The sequence below is a fragment of the Enterococcus sp. FDAARGOS_375 genome (genome assembly GCF_002393265.1).
GTDB classification, from domain to species: domain Bacteria; phylum Bacillota; class Bacilli; order Lactobacillales; family Enterococcaceae; genus Enterococcus_D; species Enterococcus_D innesii.
The window spans coordinates 1,712,593-1,730,463 of the sequence record NZ_CP023515.1 but is presented as its reverse complement, the minus strand read 5'-3'; the positions used below and the strand labels follow the sequence as shown (position 1 = coordinate 1,730,463).

Annotated in this window: 24 protein-coding genes; 2 read left to right on the top strand and 22 right to left on the bottom strand. The window is 43.1% G+C overall.

What is annotated here, in order from left to right:
- The first annotated feature begins 156 nt into the window (after positions 1 to 156).
- Positions 157 to 2,805, top strand: a complete 2,649-nt coding sequence (locus CO692_RS09420; protein ID WP_096742110.1) for a YfhO family protein — start codon at positions 157 to 159, stop codon at positions 2,803 to 2,805.
- Between the two features lie 208 nt (positions 2,806 to 3,013).
- Here CO692_RS09420 and CO692_RS09415 read toward each other — a convergent pair whose 3' ends face one another.
- Positions 3,014 to 4,000: an Rgg/GadR/MutR family transcriptional regulator gene (locus CO692_RS09415; RefSeq protein ID WP_096742109.1), complete on the bottom strand. Its 987-nt coding sequence runs from the start codon at positions 3,998 to 4,000 to the stop codon at positions 3,014 to 3,016.
- Positions 4,001 to 4,311: 311 nt separating this feature from the next.
- Here CO692_RS09415 and CO692_RS09410 point away from each other — a divergent pair, with 311 nt between their 5' ends.
- Entirely contained in the window at positions 4,312 to 5,625 is a 1,314-nt protein-coding gene (locus CO692_RS09410; protein ID WP_096742108.1) for an MFS transporter, read from the top strand.
- 57 nt (positions 5,626 to 5,682) lie between these two features.
- On the opposite strand, the gene truA is transcribed toward CO692_RS09410, so the two are convergent.
- The 21 genes from truA to rplX all read right to left on the bottom strand — a co-directional run bounded on the left by truA (position 5,683) and on the right by rplX (position 17,837).
- Complete coding sequence (gene truA, locus CO692_RS09405; protein ID WP_010748617.1) at positions 5,683 to 6,429, bottom strand: tRNA pseudouridine(38-40) synthase TruA; 747 nt, start codon at positions 6,427 to 6,429, stop codon at positions 5,683 to 5,685.
- A gap of 155 nt (positions 6,430 to 6,584) precedes the next feature.
- Positions 6,585 to 7,382, bottom strand: a complete 798-nt coding sequence (locus CO692_RS09400; protein WP_005227113.1) for an energy-coupling factor transporter transmembrane component T family protein — start codon at positions 7,380 to 7,382, stop codon at positions 6,585 to 6,587.
- Positions 7,372 to 8,238, bottom strand: coding sequence for an energy-coupling factor ABC transporter ATP-binding protein (locus tag CO692_RS09395; protein WP_096742107.1), 867 nt, complete (start codon positions 8,236 to 8,238; stop codon positions 7,372 to 7,374). Before CO692_RS09395 ends, CO692_RS09400 begins: the two co-directional genes overlap by 11 nt.
- On the bottom strand, positions 8,214 to 9,050 hold the full coding sequence (locus CO692_RS09390) for an energy-coupling factor ABC transporter ATP-binding protein (RefSeq protein ID WP_096742106.1): 837 nt from the start codon (positions 9,048 to 9,050) through the stop codon (positions 8,214 to 8,216). The genes CO692_RS09395 and CO692_RS09390 overlap by 25 nt, the downstream gene beginning before the upstream one ends.
- A gap of 271 nt (positions 9,051 to 9,321) precedes the next feature.
- A complete protein-coding gene (gene rplQ / locus CO692_RS09385; protein ID WP_003128038.1) occupies positions 9,322 to 9,702 on the bottom strand; it encodes a 50S ribosomal protein L17 in 381 nt (126 codons plus the stop codon).
- 70 nt (positions 9,703 to 9,772) lie between these two features.
- Positions 9,773 to 10,711 (bottom strand): DNA-directed RNA polymerase subunit alpha, encoded by a 939-nt coding sequence (locus CO692_RS09380; RefSeq protein WP_008376367.1) that lies wholly within the window; start codon positions 10,709 to 10,711, stop codon positions 9,773 to 9,775.
- Between the two features lie 79 nt (positions 10,712 to 10,790).
- On the bottom strand, positions 10,791 to 11,180 hold the full coding sequence (rpsK, locus tag CO692_RS09375; protein WP_005227104.1) for a 30S ribosomal protein S11: 390 nt from the start codon (positions 11,178 to 11,180) through the stop codon (positions 10,791 to 10,793).
- A 27-nt stretch (positions 11,181 to 11,207) separates the two neighbouring features.
- Positions 11,208 to 11,573: a 30S ribosomal protein S13 gene (rpsM, locus tag CO692_RS09370; RefSeq protein WP_005227102.1), complete on the bottom strand. Its 366-nt coding sequence runs from the start codon at positions 11,571 to 11,573 to the stop codon at positions 11,208 to 11,210.
- A gap of 17 nt (positions 11,574 to 11,590) precedes the next feature.
- Positions 11,591 to 11,707: a 50S ribosomal protein L36 gene (gene rpmJ / locus CO692_RS09365; RefSeq protein WP_002288710.1), complete on the bottom strand. Its 117-nt coding sequence runs from the start codon at positions 11,705 to 11,707 to the stop codon at positions 11,591 to 11,593.
- Between the two features lie 32 nt (positions 11,708 to 11,739).
- Positions 11,740 to 11,958, bottom strand: a complete 219-nt coding sequence (gene infA / locus CO692_RS09360) for a translation initiation factor IF-1 (RefSeq protein WP_002288695.1) — start codon at positions 11,956 to 11,958, stop codon at positions 11,740 to 11,742.
- Positions 11,959 to 12,146: 188 nt separating this feature from the next.
- A complete protein-coding gene (locus CO692_RS09355; RefSeq protein WP_096742105.1) occupies positions 12,147 to 12,791 on the bottom strand; it encodes an adenylate kinase in 645 nt (214 codons plus the stop codon).
- A 60-nt stretch (positions 12,792 to 12,851) separates the two neighbouring features.
- Positions 12,852 to 14,147 (bottom strand): preprotein translocase subunit SecY, encoded by a 1,296-nt coding sequence (secY, locus tag CO692_RS09350; protein ID WP_005227099.1) that lies wholly within the window; start codon positions 14,145 to 14,147, stop codon positions 12,852 to 12,854.
- On the bottom strand, positions 14,147 to 14,587 hold the full coding sequence (gene rplO / locus CO692_RS09345; RefSeq protein WP_003128016.1) for a 50S ribosomal protein L15: 441 nt from the start codon (positions 14,585 to 14,587) through the stop codon (positions 14,147 to 14,149). Before rplO ends, secY begins: the two co-directional genes overlap by 1 nt.
- Before the next feature lie 40 nt (positions 14,588 to 14,627).
- The gene (rpmD, locus tag CO692_RS09340; RefSeq protein WP_003128015.1) at positions 14,628 to 14,807 is read right to left on the bottom strand and encodes a 50S ribosomal protein L30; all 180 of its coding nucleotides are present in this window, start codon (positions 14,805 to 14,807) and stop codon (positions 14,628 to 14,630) included.
- Between the two features lie 13 nt (positions 14,808 to 14,820).
- Positions 14,821 to 15,321, bottom strand: a complete 501-nt coding sequence (gene rpsE / locus CO692_RS09335; RefSeq protein ID WP_003128014.1) for a 30S ribosomal protein S5 — start codon at positions 15,319 to 15,321, stop codon at positions 14,821 to 14,823.
- Between the two features lie 20 nt (positions 15,322 to 15,341).
- Positions 15,342 to 15,698: a 50S ribosomal protein L18 gene (gene rplR, locus CO692_RS09330; protein WP_081118833.1), complete on the bottom strand. Its 357-nt coding sequence runs from the start codon at positions 15,696 to 15,698 to the stop codon at positions 15,342 to 15,344.
- A 57-nt stretch (positions 15,699 to 15,755) separates the two neighbouring features.
- Positions 15,756 to 16,292 (bottom strand): 50S ribosomal protein L6, encoded by a 537-nt coding sequence (rplF, locus tag CO692_RS09325; protein ID WP_096742104.1) that lies wholly within the window; start codon positions 16,290 to 16,292, stop codon positions 15,756 to 15,758.
- Between the two features lie 31 nt (positions 16,293 to 16,323).
- On the bottom strand, positions 16,324 to 16,722 hold the full coding sequence (rpsH, locus tag CO692_RS09320; RefSeq protein ID WP_005227093.1) for a 30S ribosomal protein S8: 399 nt from the start codon (positions 16,720 to 16,722) through the stop codon (positions 16,324 to 16,326).
- 32 nt (positions 16,723 to 16,754) lie between these two features.
- Positions 16,755 to 16,940 (bottom strand): type Z 30S ribosomal protein S14, encoded by a 186-nt coding sequence (locus CO692_RS09315; RefSeq protein WP_003128010.1) that lies wholly within the window; start codon positions 16,938 to 16,940, stop codon positions 16,755 to 16,757.
- An 18-nt stretch (positions 16,941 to 16,958) separates the two neighbouring features.
- Positions 16,959 to 17,498: a 50S ribosomal protein L5 gene (gene rplE, locus CO692_RS09310; protein WP_005227088.1), complete on the bottom strand. Its 540-nt coding sequence runs from the start codon at positions 17,496 to 17,498 to the stop codon at positions 16,959 to 16,961.
- Between the two features lie 27 nt (positions 17,499 to 17,525).
- Positions 17,526 to 17,837 (bottom strand): 50S ribosomal protein L24, encoded by a 312-nt coding sequence (gene rplX / locus CO692_RS09305; RefSeq protein ID WP_003128007.1) that lies wholly within the window; start codon positions 17,835 to 17,837, stop codon positions 17,526 to 17,528.
- Between the last annotated feature and the right edge of the window lie 34 nt (positions 17,838 to 17,871).

Genomic DNA, 17,871 nt, shown 5'->3' with positions numbered 1-17,871 from the left:
CTTTTCGGCCGTTCGTTTTGAACGGCTTTTTTTGTACCCTTTTTTCTTTGGTGCGCTTTCACTTAGGTTTTCATTAAAGAAAACAGGTCTTTGTTTTTTTAATCGATTCACCTGTGGTAAACTAAGAAAAAATTGATAAAGAACAGGTGACTTCTTGTGACGAAAATAAAAACATTTGCCAAACAACATTGGCCTTATATGCTTGCTAGTTTCTTCTTGCCGTTTCTTATCATGGCAGTGATCTATTTGACCATCGGCATCTACCCTGGCAGCAGCCGCAGTGTCTTAGCCAGTGATGCCTTTTCGCAATTCTCAAACTTTCATGCCAGCTTTCGCAATATGCTCTTAGGCAAGCAAAGTATCTTTTATACATGGAACGCCTCTTTAGGCTTGAATTATCTGGCACTGATCTCCTATTACTTAGGTGGGATCTTCACTCCTCTGGTCTTGTTTTTCCCAAATCAGCTGATGCCAGATGCGTTGTACTTCTTGACCTTGATCAAGATCGGCAGTGCGGGTTTGGCGTTTTGGTTTTATGCCAGCCAAACCTTTAAGATCCAACGTTGGCAGCATGTGACCTTAGCCGTCTGTTATGCCTTGATGTCCTTCATCACCGCCCATTCGGAACTGATCATGTGGCTTGATGCCATGATCTATCTACCGCTAGTGATTTTAGGTATTGACCGGTTAGTGAAAAAGAAAAAACCAGTCGTGTTATTTATCAGTTATCTGCTGTTATTTTTATCCAGTTTTTACATGGGCTTCATGATCGGTCTCTTTTCCGTGATGTATTTCTTGGTTCAGTTGGGGCGCAACTGGAAGCAAGCTCGGGGGGCGATCATCCCTTACGGCATCACCTCCTTGTTAGCTGGCGGCGCCTCAATGGTGATCATCTTACCTGCCTTATTGGATTTGCGCTCAAACGGGGAAGAATTAACAACGATTTCTTCCTTTAAAACCGAAGCCACCGATGTCTTTGACCTCGTGATGAAAAACATGATCGGTGTTTACGATACGACAAAATACGGCTCCATTCCCTTCATCTATATCGGCTTGTTGCCGCTGCTGTTGTGTATTTTATATTTTGTTTCGAAGAAAATCCGCTTGAAGGATAAATTCTTATACGCTGGCATGTTTGCTGTTTTGATCGCCAGTTTTTATATCGTGCCGATGAATCTTTTTTGGCACGGGATGCATGCCCCAAATATGTTCCTTTTCCGTTATGCCTATTTGTTCTCCTTCTTAGTGATCATGCTGGCCGGATACGGGTGGGAGCAGCTGCAGCAAAAAGATCGCGGCTTGTTTCTCATTATTGGTCTTTCTACGATCGTGGTGTTTGCCCTCTCCTACGCATTGAAAGGACCTGGAACCTATGAATATGTTTCCGCTACTTCTTTTGCGCTAACGATCGTATTCTTTGTTCTTTACTTGTTATGTATTGGGTTCGGGCAACTAGGTCTTTTAACACAAAAACGAGTGACGATCTTGCTGCTGATCTTCGTCTGCGGAGAAATGGCCGTCAATACGAGCGGCATGGTTCGCGGAATTTTGAATGATTGGAACTATGCTTCTCGCAGTTTGTATACAGAACCTTATCCGGACATCAAAAAACTAGTCACTCAAGCCAACGAAGACAATGATACCTTTTTCCGATTAGAAAACCTTGATCCTGTTTCTTCCAACGACAGTATCAATTATGGCTACAGCGGTGTCAGCATGTTTTCTTCGATCCGTAACCGCAATTCCTCAAGCTACCTGGATAAGCTGGGCTTTCGGTCCCGCGGCACCAATTTAAATATCCGCTATCCGAATAATACCTTGCTGATGGATACTTTTACAGGGATCAAATACAATATCTCCAAGCCAAATCTCACCAAATACGGCTTTCAACGTGTGGGGGAATCTGGTGAATACAAGCTTTATGAGAATCAAAATGCGTTACCGCTAGGTTTCTTGGCTGAACCAACCATTGAATCGATTGAACAGCCGCAAAACGACAACTTGACGAGCCAGAAAAACCTTTTCAATGGCTTGGCGGATTTAAATTTAGAGTATTTTGCCTTTCAGCCGATCACGGTGATCCATAGTAAAAATACAGATATCACCAATGACGGCATGTATATGAAATTTACCGAGCAAGAAAGCAATGTCGCAAAAGAAGTGACTTGGCAAGTGGAGGTTCCAGCGAACTCGCAAGCATACTTGAGTCTTTTCCCTGCCAACTTTGGGGAATTGGAAAGCTCATCTGCCACCGTGACAGTCAACGGTCAGCAGCGAGAAACGCAAATCAGTATCAACGGTCAATACTACGACTTAGGGCACTATGAGACCGATACGACGGTTCAATTCACCGTCAGCTTCTACGGAACGCCTGAAATCTCCTTCCAAAACCCGCAAGTCGTGACCTTGGATACCAACGCTTACCAACAAGCCATTGATGCGATCCAAGATCGAGGGGTCGCTATGACGGTCGGCAAACGCAGTGCCAAAGCCGATATCACGACTGAAAAAGAGCAGCAGCTTGTAACGACCATCCCTTATGACAAGGGCTGGACTGCTACGCTTGACGGCAAAGAAGTTCCAATCACCGCCTTTCAAGACGGCTTTATCAGTGTGACGATCCCAAGTGGCACCCATCACTTGGAACTGTCCTTCTTGCCGCAAGGCTTTGTTATCGGTGTTTGCTTGTTCTTCGGCTGCATCGCATTGTTTATCCTGTTTGCTTGGTTTTACCAGAAACAAGTAGCCAAAAAGCAAGTTTTAGACGACCAACGCCAACTCGTGGATCAACCACCAGAAACCTAATCGAAAAAGAACCAACTCGTCTTTTTGAGGCGCTCCCCATAAGTTAGAGCAAACGCTGACTTATGGGTGTCGCTCAATGATCGGTGAGTTTGGTTCTTTTTTTGTGCTGGCGTTCCGCAGTTGTTCGCTCTAGTGGCCTTAGCCTCCACTACCGACTAGGTCCCCTTCGATGCGGGGGCAATGCCTAGCCCGTTAGCCCTTAGAGCGTTTAGCGAAACATAAGATAACTGTTAGGTTCTTCCGCATTTTTCTTGATGGAGTGCAACGATCGCTCCCATAATTTAACCATTTTGGTTTGTTTCAAGACGCGAAAGATTGAAAGCCCTTGGTCGATTTTCAACAGTCCTTTTTCTTGATCGCCATAAATATACCAGTACCACCCTTGATAGCAAAGAAGATGCGTGCTGTTTAGCATATCTCCGCGATCTGCCAATAATTCCTCTGCAATGGTCAACACCTCTTTTGCCCACTCCAGGCGGCGAAAATTGACAAACGTCGTAAAACAACTAAAAATCAAATCCATTTGAATTTCTCGCATCAAGGACAAGCCTTGTTCTTTTTTTGTGCGGGAAATAGCGATCTGCAGTAAGTGATAGGAGGTTTCGACAGGAAACAAGAATTGAAAATACCGAAACAGTAAAATCTCATAAACGCCCCAGTTGTCTACTTTCGTAAGGTAGGAAATGACGGGGCGAGTTTTGGTGCGTAGCTTTTCCATATAGTCACCAGAAGAGTGATTGGGTTTAGAACCTGAGAGATTGATTTCATGTATCTCCTTTGTGATCTCAAGGTACAGAAAAACAAAAGAATGCTGTTTGGAAGCGGCGATCAGTTCGCTGCGCATTTCCTCCAGCCCTTCTTTGCTTCGCTGGGCGTGGGCGTTACTCAAGAAAGCTTCTTTGTTGATCCCTAAAATTCGATCCAGTAAATCCATAAATTCGCTCGTCATATAGCTGGGGAAGCTCATCAGGTTGTCGTGACTTTTTATGCCTTTTTGCTGCGCACGTAAATAATAAAACTCCTCCACCGTAACATGGATATTTTCTAATAAGCGTTCCAAGCGATGAATACTGATACTTGAAGCACCTTGCTCAAATTTACTGATAAACGAGCGACTGTTTTGTTCATCCGCCACTTGAGCGATCGTATAGCCACGCTCTTTGCGCAATTGTCGGTACAGTTTTCCTTCTTCCATAACCATCCTCCTAGCGATCAGTCTGCAAACGCCAAACCAAATTTGCTTTACGAATGAAGCTCTGCCATTAAATGCTACTATTTTAGATTCAAATCTAGATTCAAATTTAGATTCAACCTTATAAAATGTTGAGGAACAAAATCTACGATCCCCTATTTACATACCACTCTTTTAGCTGTTAGCCACTCGTGACAGTAACCTCTGGTACGCTCCTGGTACATTTAAATTCCACTATAGTGGATTATTTTCTCTTCTTAGTATAAAGCATCCTATACTGATTTTACAACGTAGAACGTGAAAGGATGATTTCGATGAAAGAATATCAACAAAACAAAGGCTATCGTGCCTTAGTCAACGCCGCCTTACTCAGCGGCATCGGCATGAGTTTATTTAATATCGTCTTTGTAGTTTATGCCAGTACATTACCCTTTAATGCCCTTGCTGTTTCCTTAGCCTCCATGGCACTGTTAGTCCCTGATCTCTTACGGATCCTGACTGGCTATCTAGCCGATCGTACCAAAAACAAAGTGCAATGGATGATCAGCAGTCGACTATTACAAGGGGTCCTTTTTGTGGCACTCGCTTTTTTGATCCAACTGCCGCCTAGTTTATGGTCTTTCTTCCTTTTGCTAGGCATCAACATTGTATCTGATTGTTTGGGCGCTTATTGTTCTGGGTTGCAGCTGCCCTATGTTCGCCGTCTTGTGCCTGCTGACGCCTTAGACAGTGCCATGGGCTTTCAAATGGCGTGTCAAACCACCGTTCAAATCGTCTTTCAAGGGATCGGTGCTTGGGGGATCATTTTACTGAATAATAATTTTGCCGCTTTTGGTTTGATCAATGCCGTGACGTTTTTCTTAGCCGCCATCGTGATCTTCTGGAACCGCTCGCTCTTTTATGCGGTGCTAGGGAAAATCAATCAAGCACCAACACCACTCTTTCAGAATTTCTCGGAAACCTTTAAATTATTGACTGGTACGGCTTTTCTTAAAAAGATGATCCTCTTTGCCTTACTGATCAATACCTTAGCCGCTAGCACGAGCGGTCTGCTAAATCTCCAACTGTTGGATGACCTTGCGCTTTGGTTTGCCACTTATGGCAACACCGTTGCGATGGCAGGCATCGCCACTTCCATCGGCATGGTCGCTGGCGCCTTGTTTGCTGCCGACTGGTTCAAGAATACTGGTCTGGTTCGCTTGATTGCCTATACCTCCTTCGTTTTATGTCTATTGACCTTGAATTTTCTCTTCCTGCATAATCGTTGGCTCATGATTGTGCTGCTCTTTGCTGAAGGCTATCTGATTGGAAAAATCAATCCTCGCTTTTCGGCACATCTGATTCGTGAGATCGATGAAGAACATCTCGCCATCAGCAGCGGGATCTTTTCCACCATTGTGATGCTAGGGGGACCCGTCGGTCAAATGGTCTTTTTAGGCATCGGCAATCGCTACCACGTTGCTTGGAGCTGGCTGCTTTACTTGCTTTTTGCATTTTTGGTAGCCATCGCCGCCTTAGTCGCTGCCAGTACCTTAGAAAAAACACCCCCCACTGCTGCGCCTAAAACCGCTGCGGAAAGGACTGAAGATTGGCAAGAAACCACCCCTGTTTTGCCTGAGAAAAAATAAAAACACAAGCTTTCGCTTTCTCTTGTTGGACAAGAGCAGCGAAGCTTGTGTTTTTTCTTATTCATAGGCAACGTGAACCAAATACAATCCTTCTGGATGAGCTGTGGGTCCTGCCGCATTTCGGTCTTTTTGCGCAATGATCGCAGGAATACTGTCAGGTGCGAGTCGTCCATTGCCGATTTTCAACAATGTGCCCACCATGATTCGGATCATCTTGTACAAAAATCCATCGCCGCGAAAGGTGAAAATCAACTCATCTCCAGCGTCATTGACCGCCATGGACGCCTCATGGATCGTCCGTGTTTTGTCATCGACGGAACTGCCCGTCGCGCAAAAACTGGTAAAGTCATGGGTGCCTAAAAAATCTGGCAACGCTCGTTGGATTTTTTCCAAATCTAGCGGATACGGATAATAGCTGGCATAATGACGGCGGAAAGGACTGCGAGGTTTCCCAATGTCCACTCGAAACTGGTAGGTTTTTTCAACGACTAAGTAGCGGGCATGGAAGGTATCGTCAACGATCTCCACCGATTTTACCGCAACATCTTCTGGCGTTTGGGTATCTAAACCAAAGCGCATTTTTTCCAGTGGGCGCTTTTGAGGGAAATCGAAGTGGATCACTTGCCCTTGCGCATGGACCCCCGCATCGGTGCGGCCAGAGCCATGAATCTGAATCGGCTGCCCATTGTTCATCTTCGTTAATGTCTTTTCAATCTCTTCTTGAACCGTTCGTCCATTGGGTTGACGCTGAAATCCTTGAAAATTCGTGCCATCATAAGCGATCGTCGCTTTATAGCGGACCATTGAATCACCTGTTTCTTTCTATTTTTTCACAAAAAAGCCTATGAGAAAAGTCTGATCGATCGACAGGCCTTTTCGAACCAGCCGCTGGGATCGCCAGCAGCCTCGTTGCTTCGTTAAGAACCTTTCGTGGGTTGACTTCAATCATAGGTCTTCGATTATCCTCTTAAGAACACTAACGCGACTGTAAAGAGCGCAAAAACGATGACAACCAATGTGTCCCGTTGATGCCAGTGCAAAATACGATACTTCGTACGCCCTTCGCCGCCTTGATAGCCTCTGGCTTCCATAGCGGTAGCTAGATCTTCCGCACGGTTAAAGCTGCTGACAAATAAAGGAATCAATAAAGGAACGATCGCCTTCATCTTCTGCAACAGTCCCCCTTCGCCGAAATCGACCCCGCGGGCACGCTGAGCATTCATAATTTTTTCTGTTTCATCCATCAAGGTTGGCACAAAGCGCAACGCGATCGACAGCATCAGTGAGATTTCATGGACAGGGAAACGGATCGCTTTTAAAGGACGCAAAATGTATTCGATCGCATCTGAAAGCTCTAATGGAGGCGTCGTTAACGTCAACAAGGTCGACATGAAAATGATCAAAACAAAACGGCAAAAAATAAAAATCCCGTTTTGGACACCAAATTCTGTGATGTTAAAGATCCACCAAGACCAGTAGACGTCCCCGCCGGTAGTAAATAAAATCTGTAACGCCACAGTAAATAAAATCAGCCAAATCAAAGGTCGCACGCCTCGAATAAAGAAGCCAAAATCGATTTTTGAAAAGGAGATACAAAAGAGCGTAAAAGCACCCGCTAATAAATAACTTTGCCAATTATTCGCCAAAAAGATAATCGCAATAAAATAAAAACTAGCAATCAATTTGACTCGTGGATCTAAACGGTGAATCAAGGAGTCTCCGGGAATAAAACGACCGAAAATCAGTTTATTCATCATGGGCAGTCGCCCCCTTTGCTACTAAAACATCCGCCAGCTCATCAGCCGTTAGCGGCAACTGCTCAAATGCCAATCCTCTGGCTTGTAGTTGCTCCGCAAATGCGGTTGCTGTCGGTACCCCCAACTGCTTTTCTTGCAGCCAGGCAGTGTCTTGAAACACAACAGACGGCGTGCCTGCTTTGACGAGACGGCCTTTTTCTAGCACATAGACATAATCAGCATAGTTTGCAACATCATCCATCAAGTGGGTCACTAAAATGATCGTCATGTTCTTTTCCCGATGCAGGCGATCAAACATTTCCATCATCTCTTTGCGTCCTTGTGGATCTAAGCCAGCTGTCGGCTCGTCTAAGACCAAAACTTCTGGTTCCATAGCCAAGACCCCAGCAATCGCTACACGGCGCATTTGGCCCCCTGAAAGGTCAAATGGTGAACGTTCCAGAAAACTTTCATCTAAACCTACCAATTGAATGTATTCTTGGGCTAAACCTTTGGCTGCTTCTTCGGAGACCCCAAAGTTTTTCGGTCCAAAAGCGATATCTCTCGCAACGGTTTCTTCAAATAATTGGGATTCAGGAAATTGAAAAACGATCCCGACTTTTTTACGTAACGTTTTTAGATTTTTGTTATCTGTCTCGGGTTTGATGACTCGCTCACCGATCGTGACCGTGCCAGTCGTTGGTTTTAATAATGCATTCAAGTGCTGCAGCAACGTAGATTTTCCGCTCCCTGTATGACCGACTAAGGCGGTATAAGAGCCTTCTTTGATCTCTAAATCGATATCGAACAAAACCCGCTGTTCAAACGGAGAATGCGGTTGGTAGGTGAATCCTACTTGTTCAAAACGGATGTCCATAGCCAATCCACCATCCCTTCTTCAGTTAAGTACGCTTGCGGTACCGTGACGCCCCGCTGTTTTAGTGCCGCCTTTAATTTTTCAGGAAATGGCAGATCTAAGCCTAGCTCAATCAGTTCTGGACCTGCAGAAAAAATCTCTGCGGGTGTCCCTTCGCGGACGAGCTCTCCTTGACGCATCACCAGCACCCGATTGGCATTGGCTGCTTCATCGATATCATGGGTGATCGATAACACGGTCAAATTGTTTTTCTCTTTGATTTTTTTGATCGTTGCGATCACTTCTTCACGGCCTTCTGGATCTAGCATACTAGTGGCTTCATCAAGAATGATGATATCTGGGCGCAATGCAACGACGCCAGCAATGGCTACCCGCTGTTTTTGACCACCAGAAAGACGTGCGGGTTCCCGGGTCGCAAACTCGCTCATCCGTACTTGTTCCAGAGCGTCTTTGACACGAACCAGCATTTCTTCACGTGGGATTCCTTGATTTTCCAAACCGAAAGCCACATCATCTTCCACCGTCGAACCAACGAATTGATTGTCAGGGTTTTGAAAGACCATACCGACCATTTTTCGAATATTCCAGATATTTTCTTCATTCAAAGGCAATTCGCCGACAGAAACACTGCCTTCTTGCGGCAAGATCAAGCCATTGATGGTCTTTGCTAAAGTTGATTTACCAGAGCCGTTATGGCCGATCAACGCCACCCATTCCCCTTTGTTGATGGAAAAGGATACGTTATTTAACGCGGGACGCTCTTCTTCGCTATAACGCACAGTAATAGCATTCAATTCAATGATTGGCTTCATGATAGACTCCTTCATTTGCGATTAATTCTTTCTAACACTACCAAAAAAGCGCACGTTTTTCAATGATTCACGCACGATTTGTCTCCAGATCTTTTTTTCACTTGCCATTACCTGTCTTGACAGGTAATCGAAAGTAAAAAAAAAGCACTTTATGATGAGTGCGTACACCTCGAAATACATCGAGGTGTAGGCGCTGAGCTAGACTCGGAAAGTTTCTTCCAACATCATAACACTCTTAGTAAACATCTATAAAGTGATGATAAGTGTGATTTTAAACAAGTTCTAGGATAACCATTGGTGCAGCATCTCCGCGTCTTGGTTCTGTTTTCAAGATACGAGTATATCCACCTTGGCGATCTGTGTAACGAGGAGCGATATCATTGAATAATTTTTGTAATGCTGATTCAATAACTACTTCTTCGTTTTCTTCACGTACACTTGCAACTTCATTACGAACGAATGCTGCTGCTTGACGACGTGCATGCAAATCACCACGTTTACCTAAAGTGATCATTTTTTCTGCAGTTGAACGAACTTCTTTCGCACGAGCTTCAGTCGTAACGATACGTTCGTTAATGAATAAATCAGTTGTCAAATCACGCAACATCGCTTTACGTTGGCTAGATGTGCGTCCTAGTTTACGATAACTCACGTGGTTTCCCTCCTTCACTTTCGAATGTTGTATCGGTCAGACGAACCGAACTAACGTAATCGAAAACGGTTTAATCGTCTTTACGTAGTCCTAAACCTAAATCATGTAATTTCACTTTGACCTCTTCAAGAGATTTACGGCCTAAGTTTCTTACTTTGATCATTTCTGGTTCAGATTTGTTTGTCAATTCTTGTACAGTATTGATTCCTGCACGTTTTAGACAGTTGTATGAACGAACAGATAAGTCTAATTCTTCGATCGTCATTTCCAACATTTTTTCTTTTTGTGTTTCTTCTTTTTCAACCATGATTTCAGCGTTTTTCGCTTCATCCGTTAGGTTAACAAAGATGTCTAAATGTTCAGTCATGATCTTCGCAGACAAACTCATTGCTTCCAATGGTTCGATTGAGCCATCAGTCCATATTTCCATCGTTAATTTGTCGAAATCATCCCGACGACCGACACGTGTGTTTTCTACTTGGTAGTTGACACGACGTACTGGTGTATAGATTGAATCGACCGGAAGAACGCCGATCGGCATGTCTTCTTTTTTGTTTTCGTCCGCTTGAACGTAGCCGCGGCCAGGTTTCACTGTTAAGCGAGCATGGAACGTAGCACCTTCAGAAACGGTACAGATATACATATCTTTGTTAAGGATTTCTACATCACTATCAACGATGATATCGCCAGCAGTTACTGTAGCGGGTCCTGAAATATCAATTTCAAGGGTCTTTTCTTCATCCCCGTACATTTTCAATGCAAGACCTTTAATATTCAAGATGATTTGAGCAACGTCTTCCCGAACACCCTTAACAGTTGAGAATTCGTGTAAAACTCCATCGATTTGAATATTGGTGATTGCCGCACCAGGTAAAGAAGATAATAAAATACGACGTAGGGAATTTCCTAGTGTAGTTCCGTAGCCTCTTTCAAGAGGTTCCACGATGAACTTGCCATAATCTTTGTCTTCATCAATCTTTGCGATTCTTGGTTTTTCGAATTCAATCATTCTTATCTATTACCCCTTTCAAAACGAAAAGTGTCTTGTTCAATGACGTATTTGTTACACTCAAAATGAGCAGCACTCATTAAACACGACGGCGTTTTGGAGGGCGGCATCCATTATGAGGGACTGGAGTCACGTCACGGATCGCACTCACTTCCAAACCTGCTGCTTGTAATGAACGAATTGCTGCTTCACGTCCAGAACCAGGTCCTTTAACTGTTACTTCAACAGTTCTTAATCCGTGTTCCATTGCTGCTTTGGTAGCTGTTTCTGCTGCCATTTGAGCGGCAAAAGGAGTAGATTTTTTGCTTCCTTTGAAACCTAATGAACCAGCTGATGACCATGCTAATGCATTACCATGAGTATCAGTGATCATTACGATTGTATTATTGAATGTTGAGTGAATATGTGCAATACCCGCTTCAATATTCTTTTTCACACGGCGTTTACGACTCACTTTTTTTGCTGCCATGAAGTTTTAACCTCCTTCACTTAGGAATTATTTTTTCTTGCCTGCGACTGTTTTAGACGGGCCTTTACGAGTACGTGCATTGTTTTTCGTGTTTTGTCCACGAACTGGCAATCCACGGCGATGACGGATTCCACGGTAAGAACCGATTTCCATCAATCGTTTGATGTTTAAGTTCACTTCACGACGAAGGTCACCTTCAACTTTTAATTTATCAACTTCCGCACGGATAGCATCTGTTTGTTCATTCGTTAAATCACGAACGCGAACTTCTTCAGACACGCCAGCGTCAGCTAAAATTTGTTTTGCAGTCGTGTTACCAATACCATAGATATAAGTAAGTGAAACGACCACACGTTTATCACGAGGAATATCTACTCCTGCAATACGAGCCATATTTGTTACACCTCCGATTATCCTTGACGTTGTTTATGTTTTGGATTTGCTGGGCAAATCACCATAACGCGTCCTTTACGACGAATTACTTTACAATGTTCGCACATTGGTTTTACTGATGGTCTTACTTTCATGATAATACCTCCTGTGGTTTTACGGAGTACAATTATTTAAAGCGATAAGTAATGCGGCCACGGTTCAGATCATACGGGGATAATTCCACCGTCACTTTGTCTCCAGGTAAAATACGAATGTAGTGCATCCGGATCTTACCAGAAACGGTCGCTAGAACTTGGTGTCCGTTTTCCAATTCTACTTTAAACATTGCATTCGGCAAAGTTTCGACGACTGTACCTTCGACTTCAATCATATCTTCTTTTGCCACGCACAGTACCTCCTTGTACTTGTGATTTTCACACGATAAAATGGCGGAAACTCGGTTCCCACCTGATATTCTCAAACTATGCTCCTACTTAATAAAAAGTAGAAGTCGGACTGACATATTCTATCATATCCTGTCAAAGATTTCAAGAGAAAGTTTTAAGCTGCAAGTTGGACTCGGGCAATCTATGATTAGTCAATGATCTTTTGAACATCTTCGAATACAGCGTCGATGTCGCGATCCCCATCAATCGATTGCAATAACCCTTTGTCTTTGTAATAAGTCAAAATTGGTTCACTGCTTTTGATATTGACAGCTAGACGATTTTTGACCGTCTCAGGCTTATCATCTTCACGTTGGTAGAAGTCATGACTTCCACAACGATCACATGTTCCTTCCTCTTTGGGAGGATTGAACAATTTATGATAAGTTGCCCCACAATTGCGGCACATGAAGCGGCCGGCTAAACGTTCTACAAGAACTTCTTCAGGAACATGAATATCAATAACGGCATCAATTTTTTTGTTAAGGTCAGCTAGCATCTCATCTAACGCTTTTGCTTGATCCAATGTACGAGGAAAACCATCTAATAAGAAACCTTTCTCGGTATCAGGTTCAGCTAAACGTTCTTTAACGATCCCATTGGTAACCTCATCAGGAACTAATGCGCCTTGATCCATGTATGATTTTGCTTTAAGGCCTAGTTCTGTTTCGTTCGCCATCGCAGCCCGAAACATATCGCCTGTTGAAATATGAGGAAGACCGTATTCAGCAACGATACGTTCTGCCTGAGTACCTTTTCCAGCACCAGGTAATCCCATTAAAATGAAGTTCATTCTAATTCCTCCTGTAAGTTTTTGAATAGTGTTGAGGAAATCCTCAACACTTCAATAACTTTAATTGATGAAACCAGTATATTTCCGTTTCAGCATAAGCCCTTCTAACTGCTTGGCAGTATCAAGTGCCACACCGATAATGATCAATAGACTCGTTCCACCTAGACCGATCGATTGCGGTAGATTCCAAGCCATCTGAGCGATGATTGGAAGTAAAGCAACCAATCCTAAAAAGATCGATCCAACCGTGCTTAATCGCATCAACAAACGTGATACATATTCTTCGGTTCCTTTACCAGGACGCACACTCGGAATGTAACTTCCTTGTTTTTGCAAGTTTTCCGCTAATTTCTCAGGGTTTACTTGAACAAATGCGTAGAAGAAAGTAAACGCAACGATCAAGACAGTATAGATGATCGCACCCGGTACAGTGTTGTAACTAAAGATCGTTTGCACCACTTCGTACCAAGTTTCTCCTCTATATGAACTACCTAATGCTTGAATGATCGCATTTGGTGTTGTAATAAAAGAACTGGCAAAGATAACTGGGATAACCCCGGCAGCATTTACTTTCAAAGGAAGGTAACTGCTGGTAGGCGCTCCTGCTACCCGTTTTGTATATTGGATCGGAATCTTGCGTTCTGCTTGTTGAACATAGGTTACTAATGTAATGACGATCAACACAGCGATCACAAGCAGCGCCATAAAGATAGCATTTAGCCAGATATCCGATTGATCCACGTTAATGAAGTAATCTTCAATCAATTCTTTGATGCTTGCTGGTAAGCGTGAAATGATCCCTGCAAAGATGATCATTGACACACCGTTTCCGATACCACGCTCGGTGATCTGCTCTCCTAACCAAGTGACTAACATCGTTCCGGCTGTTAAAATCAGACCGATCACGATATAGGTTGCCATATTAGGATTGTTTACAAACCCGAGTTGAGTGTAATAGTTAAATCCAGCCGTTAATGTCATGGATTGGACAAAGCCCAATACCAACGTCAAGTAACGTGTTGCCTGATTTAGTTTCTTACGACCCACTTCACCTTGTTTCGACCATTCAACAAATTTAGGGACGATATCCATCTGCAACAACTGAATAACAATTGAGGCAGTGATGTAAGGCGAAACCCCCATCGAGAAAATCGAAAATTGTTGCATGGCGCCACCACTTACCAAGTTTAACATGTTTAAAAATGGTAGATCTGCGATGGTATTTAGGCGACTTGCGTCTACGCCTGGCACAGTAATATGTGTTCCCAGACGAAAGACAAACAAGATTAAGACGGTGAACAATATTCTGGATCTAATATCCTTAACCTTAAAGGCATCCTTCAATAGTCTGATCATTAGATCACCTCGATTGATCCACCAGCAGCAACGATTGCTTCTTCAGCTGCTTTTGAGAATTTAGCTGCTTTCACAGTCAATTTCTTCGTTAATTCTCCGTTAGCTAATACTTTGATTCCAGCTTTTTCATCTTTGACGATTCCAGCTTCGTGTAAAGCAACAGGTGTTACTTCAGCACCGTCTTCAAAGCGGTTCAAGACATCAAGATTGATGACTGCATATTCTTTGCGGTTCACATTTGTAAAGCCACGTTTTGGTAAACGACGGAACAATGGTGTTTGTCCACCTTCGAATCCTAGACGTACTCCGCCGCCTGAACGAGCTTTTTGACCTTTTTGTCCACGTCCAGCTGTTTTACCGTTACCAGATGAAGTTCCTCGACCGACACGGTTACGTACTTGGCGTGAGCCTTCTGATGGTTTTAATTCATGAAGTTTCATAGGTTTGGCACCTCCTTAATCAAACTAGATCTGCTGATCCTTAGACCTCTTCAACGTCCACTAAGTGAGAAACAGTGTTAACCATGCCTTTGATTGCATCATTAGCAGGTTTTACAACTGTTGAATTCAACTTTGTAAGACCTAACGCTTTTACAGTATCACGTTGGTTTTGGGGACGTCCGATAATACTGCGTTTTAAAGTAATTTTCAATTCAGCCATTATAGTGTCCTCCTTAACCGATTAATTCTTCTACTGATTTGCCGCGAAGTGCTGCCACTTCTTCAGCGCGTTTTAATTGTTTTAAACCTTCAACTGTTGCGCGAACAACGTTGATTGGTGTGTTAGAACCTAAAGATTTAGATGTGATATCAGCTACCCCAGCTAATTCCAATACGGCACGAACTGGTCCACCAGCAGCTACCCCAGAACCTTCTACAGCAGGTTTCATAAGGATGCGTCCGCCGCCGAATACACCGATAACTTCGTGAGGGATTGTAGAACCAACCATTGGTACTTCCACCAAGTTTTTCTTCGCGTCTTCGATTGCTTTACGGATTGCTTCTGGTACTTCTTGTGCTTTACCAGTACCGAAACCTACGTGTCCGTTTTTGTCACCGACAACAACTAATGCAGCAAAACGTAGACGACGTCCACCTTTAACAACTTTAGTTACACGGTTGATCGCAACAACGCGGTCTTCTAATTCCAAATGTTTTGGATCAATATAAACCATGAATGGTGTTCCTCCTTCTCTTAAAATTCCAGTCCATTTTCGCGAGCTGCTTCAGCTAAAGCTGCTACACGGCCATGGTAAAGGTATCCACCACGGTCAAAGACTACTTCTTTAATACCTTTTGCTGCTGCACGTTCTGCGACTAATTTACCGACAGCTTGTGCTTGTTCAGTTTTTGTTGCACCTGAAACTTCTTTGTCTAAGGCAGAGGCACTTGCTAGCGTCACACCCGCTACGTCATCAATTACTTGTGCGTAGATGTTTTTGTTCGAACGGAACACGTTTAAGCGTGGGCACTCAGCAGTACCAGAGATTTTGTTACGTACACGACGATGTCTTTTCTGACGTGTCTTGTTTTTATCTGGTTTTGTAATCACAATTTGTCACCTCTTTTAATTTTGCTAGCCTAAGCTGCTAGTCGTAAAGAATTACGACTATTTACCAGTTTTACCTTCTTTACGGCGTACAAATTCGCCAACATAACGAATTCCTTTGCCTTTATAAGGTTCTGGAGGACGAACGCCACGGATATTGGCAGCCAATTCGCCAACGACTTCTTTATCTGATCCTTTAACGATCACAGAAGTGTTTGAAGGAACTTCGATTTCGATTCCAGCTGGCGCTTCGATTTCAACTGGATGAGAGTAACCAACGTTCAATACAAGTTTTTTCCCTTGTAATTGAGCACGGTACCCAACCCCGATTAATTCTAACGCTTTTTGGAAACCTTCAGAAACACCAACAACCATGTTGTTGAAGTTTGCACGGGTAGTTCCGTGGATAGTTTTCATTTCTTTACTATCATTTGGACGAGTGAATGTTACTTCGTTTCCTTCGATATCCATTGTGATATCAGAAGAGAAAGTACGTGTTAATTCACCTTTAGGTCCTTTAACTGTAATGTCGTTTCCGTTTTGCTTGATTTCAACACCAGCAGGAAGAACGACGATCTTATTACCGATACGACTCACTTAGAGGCACCTCCTTGTGGAATATTTTAAATTACCATACATAAGCGACTACTTCGCCGCCAACATTTTTTGCTCTAGCTTCTTTGTCAGTGATTACACCGTCAGAAGTTGAGATAATCGCGATTCCTAGACCATTCAATACTTTTGGTACTTCGTCAGCTTTGACATAAGCACGCAAGCCTGGTTTAGAGATACGTTTTAAGTTTGTGATAACACGTTCACCGTTTTTACCGTATTTAAGAAATACGCGGATCACGCCTTGTTTGTCATCTTCAATGTATTCAACATCGCGGACGAAACCTTCACGTTTCAAGATTTCAGCGATATCACGTTTGATTTTTGAAGCAGGTACTTCTAGGCTTTCGTGTTTAACCATGTTTGCGTTACGCACGCGCGTTAGAAAATCTGCAATTGGATCTGTCATGACCATGGGATAATTTACCTCCTTTATGCGAGTATAGTTTACCAGCTAGCTTTCTTCACGCCGGGAATTTGTCCTTTATAGGCAAGTTCGCGGAAGCAAATACGGCAAAGATGAAATTTACGATAAACTGAATGTGGACGTCCGCAACGTTCACAACGAGTGTATTCTTGCGTTGAGAATTTAGCAGGGCGTTTGTTTTTAGCAATCATTGATTTTTTAGCCACGTAGTTCGCCTCCTTTTTTTATTTTTGGAATGGCATGCCTAATTGTGTCAACAATTCACGAGATTCTTCATCTGTGTTTGCTGTTGTTACAATCACGATATCCATACCACGTACTTTGTCGATCAAATCATAATCTACTTCAGGGAAAATCAATTGTTCTTTGATACCTAAAGTGTAGTTTCCGCGTCCGTCGAACGCTTTTTTGCTCACACCGTGGAAGTCACGGACACGTGGCAATGACACACTTACTAGTTTATCTAAGAATTCATACATTCTTTCGCCGCGTAGTGTTACTTTCGCACCGATTGGCATTCCTTCACGTAAACGGAATCCTGCGATAGATTTTTTCGCTTTTGTGATCAATGGTTTTTGACCTGAGATCAATTGTAATTCTTCAACAGCTTTGTCTAAGTTTTTAGCATTAGAAACAGCGTCACCGACACCCATGTTGATAACGATTTTATCAACTTTTGGTGCTTCCATGATTGAGCTGTAGTTAAATTTGTCCATTAATGATGGGACAACTTCTTTTGAATATTTTTCTTTAAGGCGGTTCATCTGTTAGCCCCTCCTTCCTTCATCAGATTATTTATCAAGAACTTCTCCGGTTTTCTTAGAAACGCGGACTTTTTTGCCGTCAACTTCTTTGTAACCGACACGCGTAGCTTCACCGTTCGATGGATCAACCACCATCACGTTAGAAACATGAATTGGTGCTTCCATTTCAACGATTCCGCCTTGAGGAGCAGTTTGAGAAGGTTTTTGGTGTTTTTTGACAACATTGACACCTTCAACAACGACTTTGTCTTTTTTAGGAAACGCTGCTAGTACAACGCCTTCTTTGTTTTTGTCTTTACCAGTGATAACTTTAACTTTATCGCCTTTTTTAACAAACATGTTTGTTTCGCACCTCCTTTAGATAAGAATCACT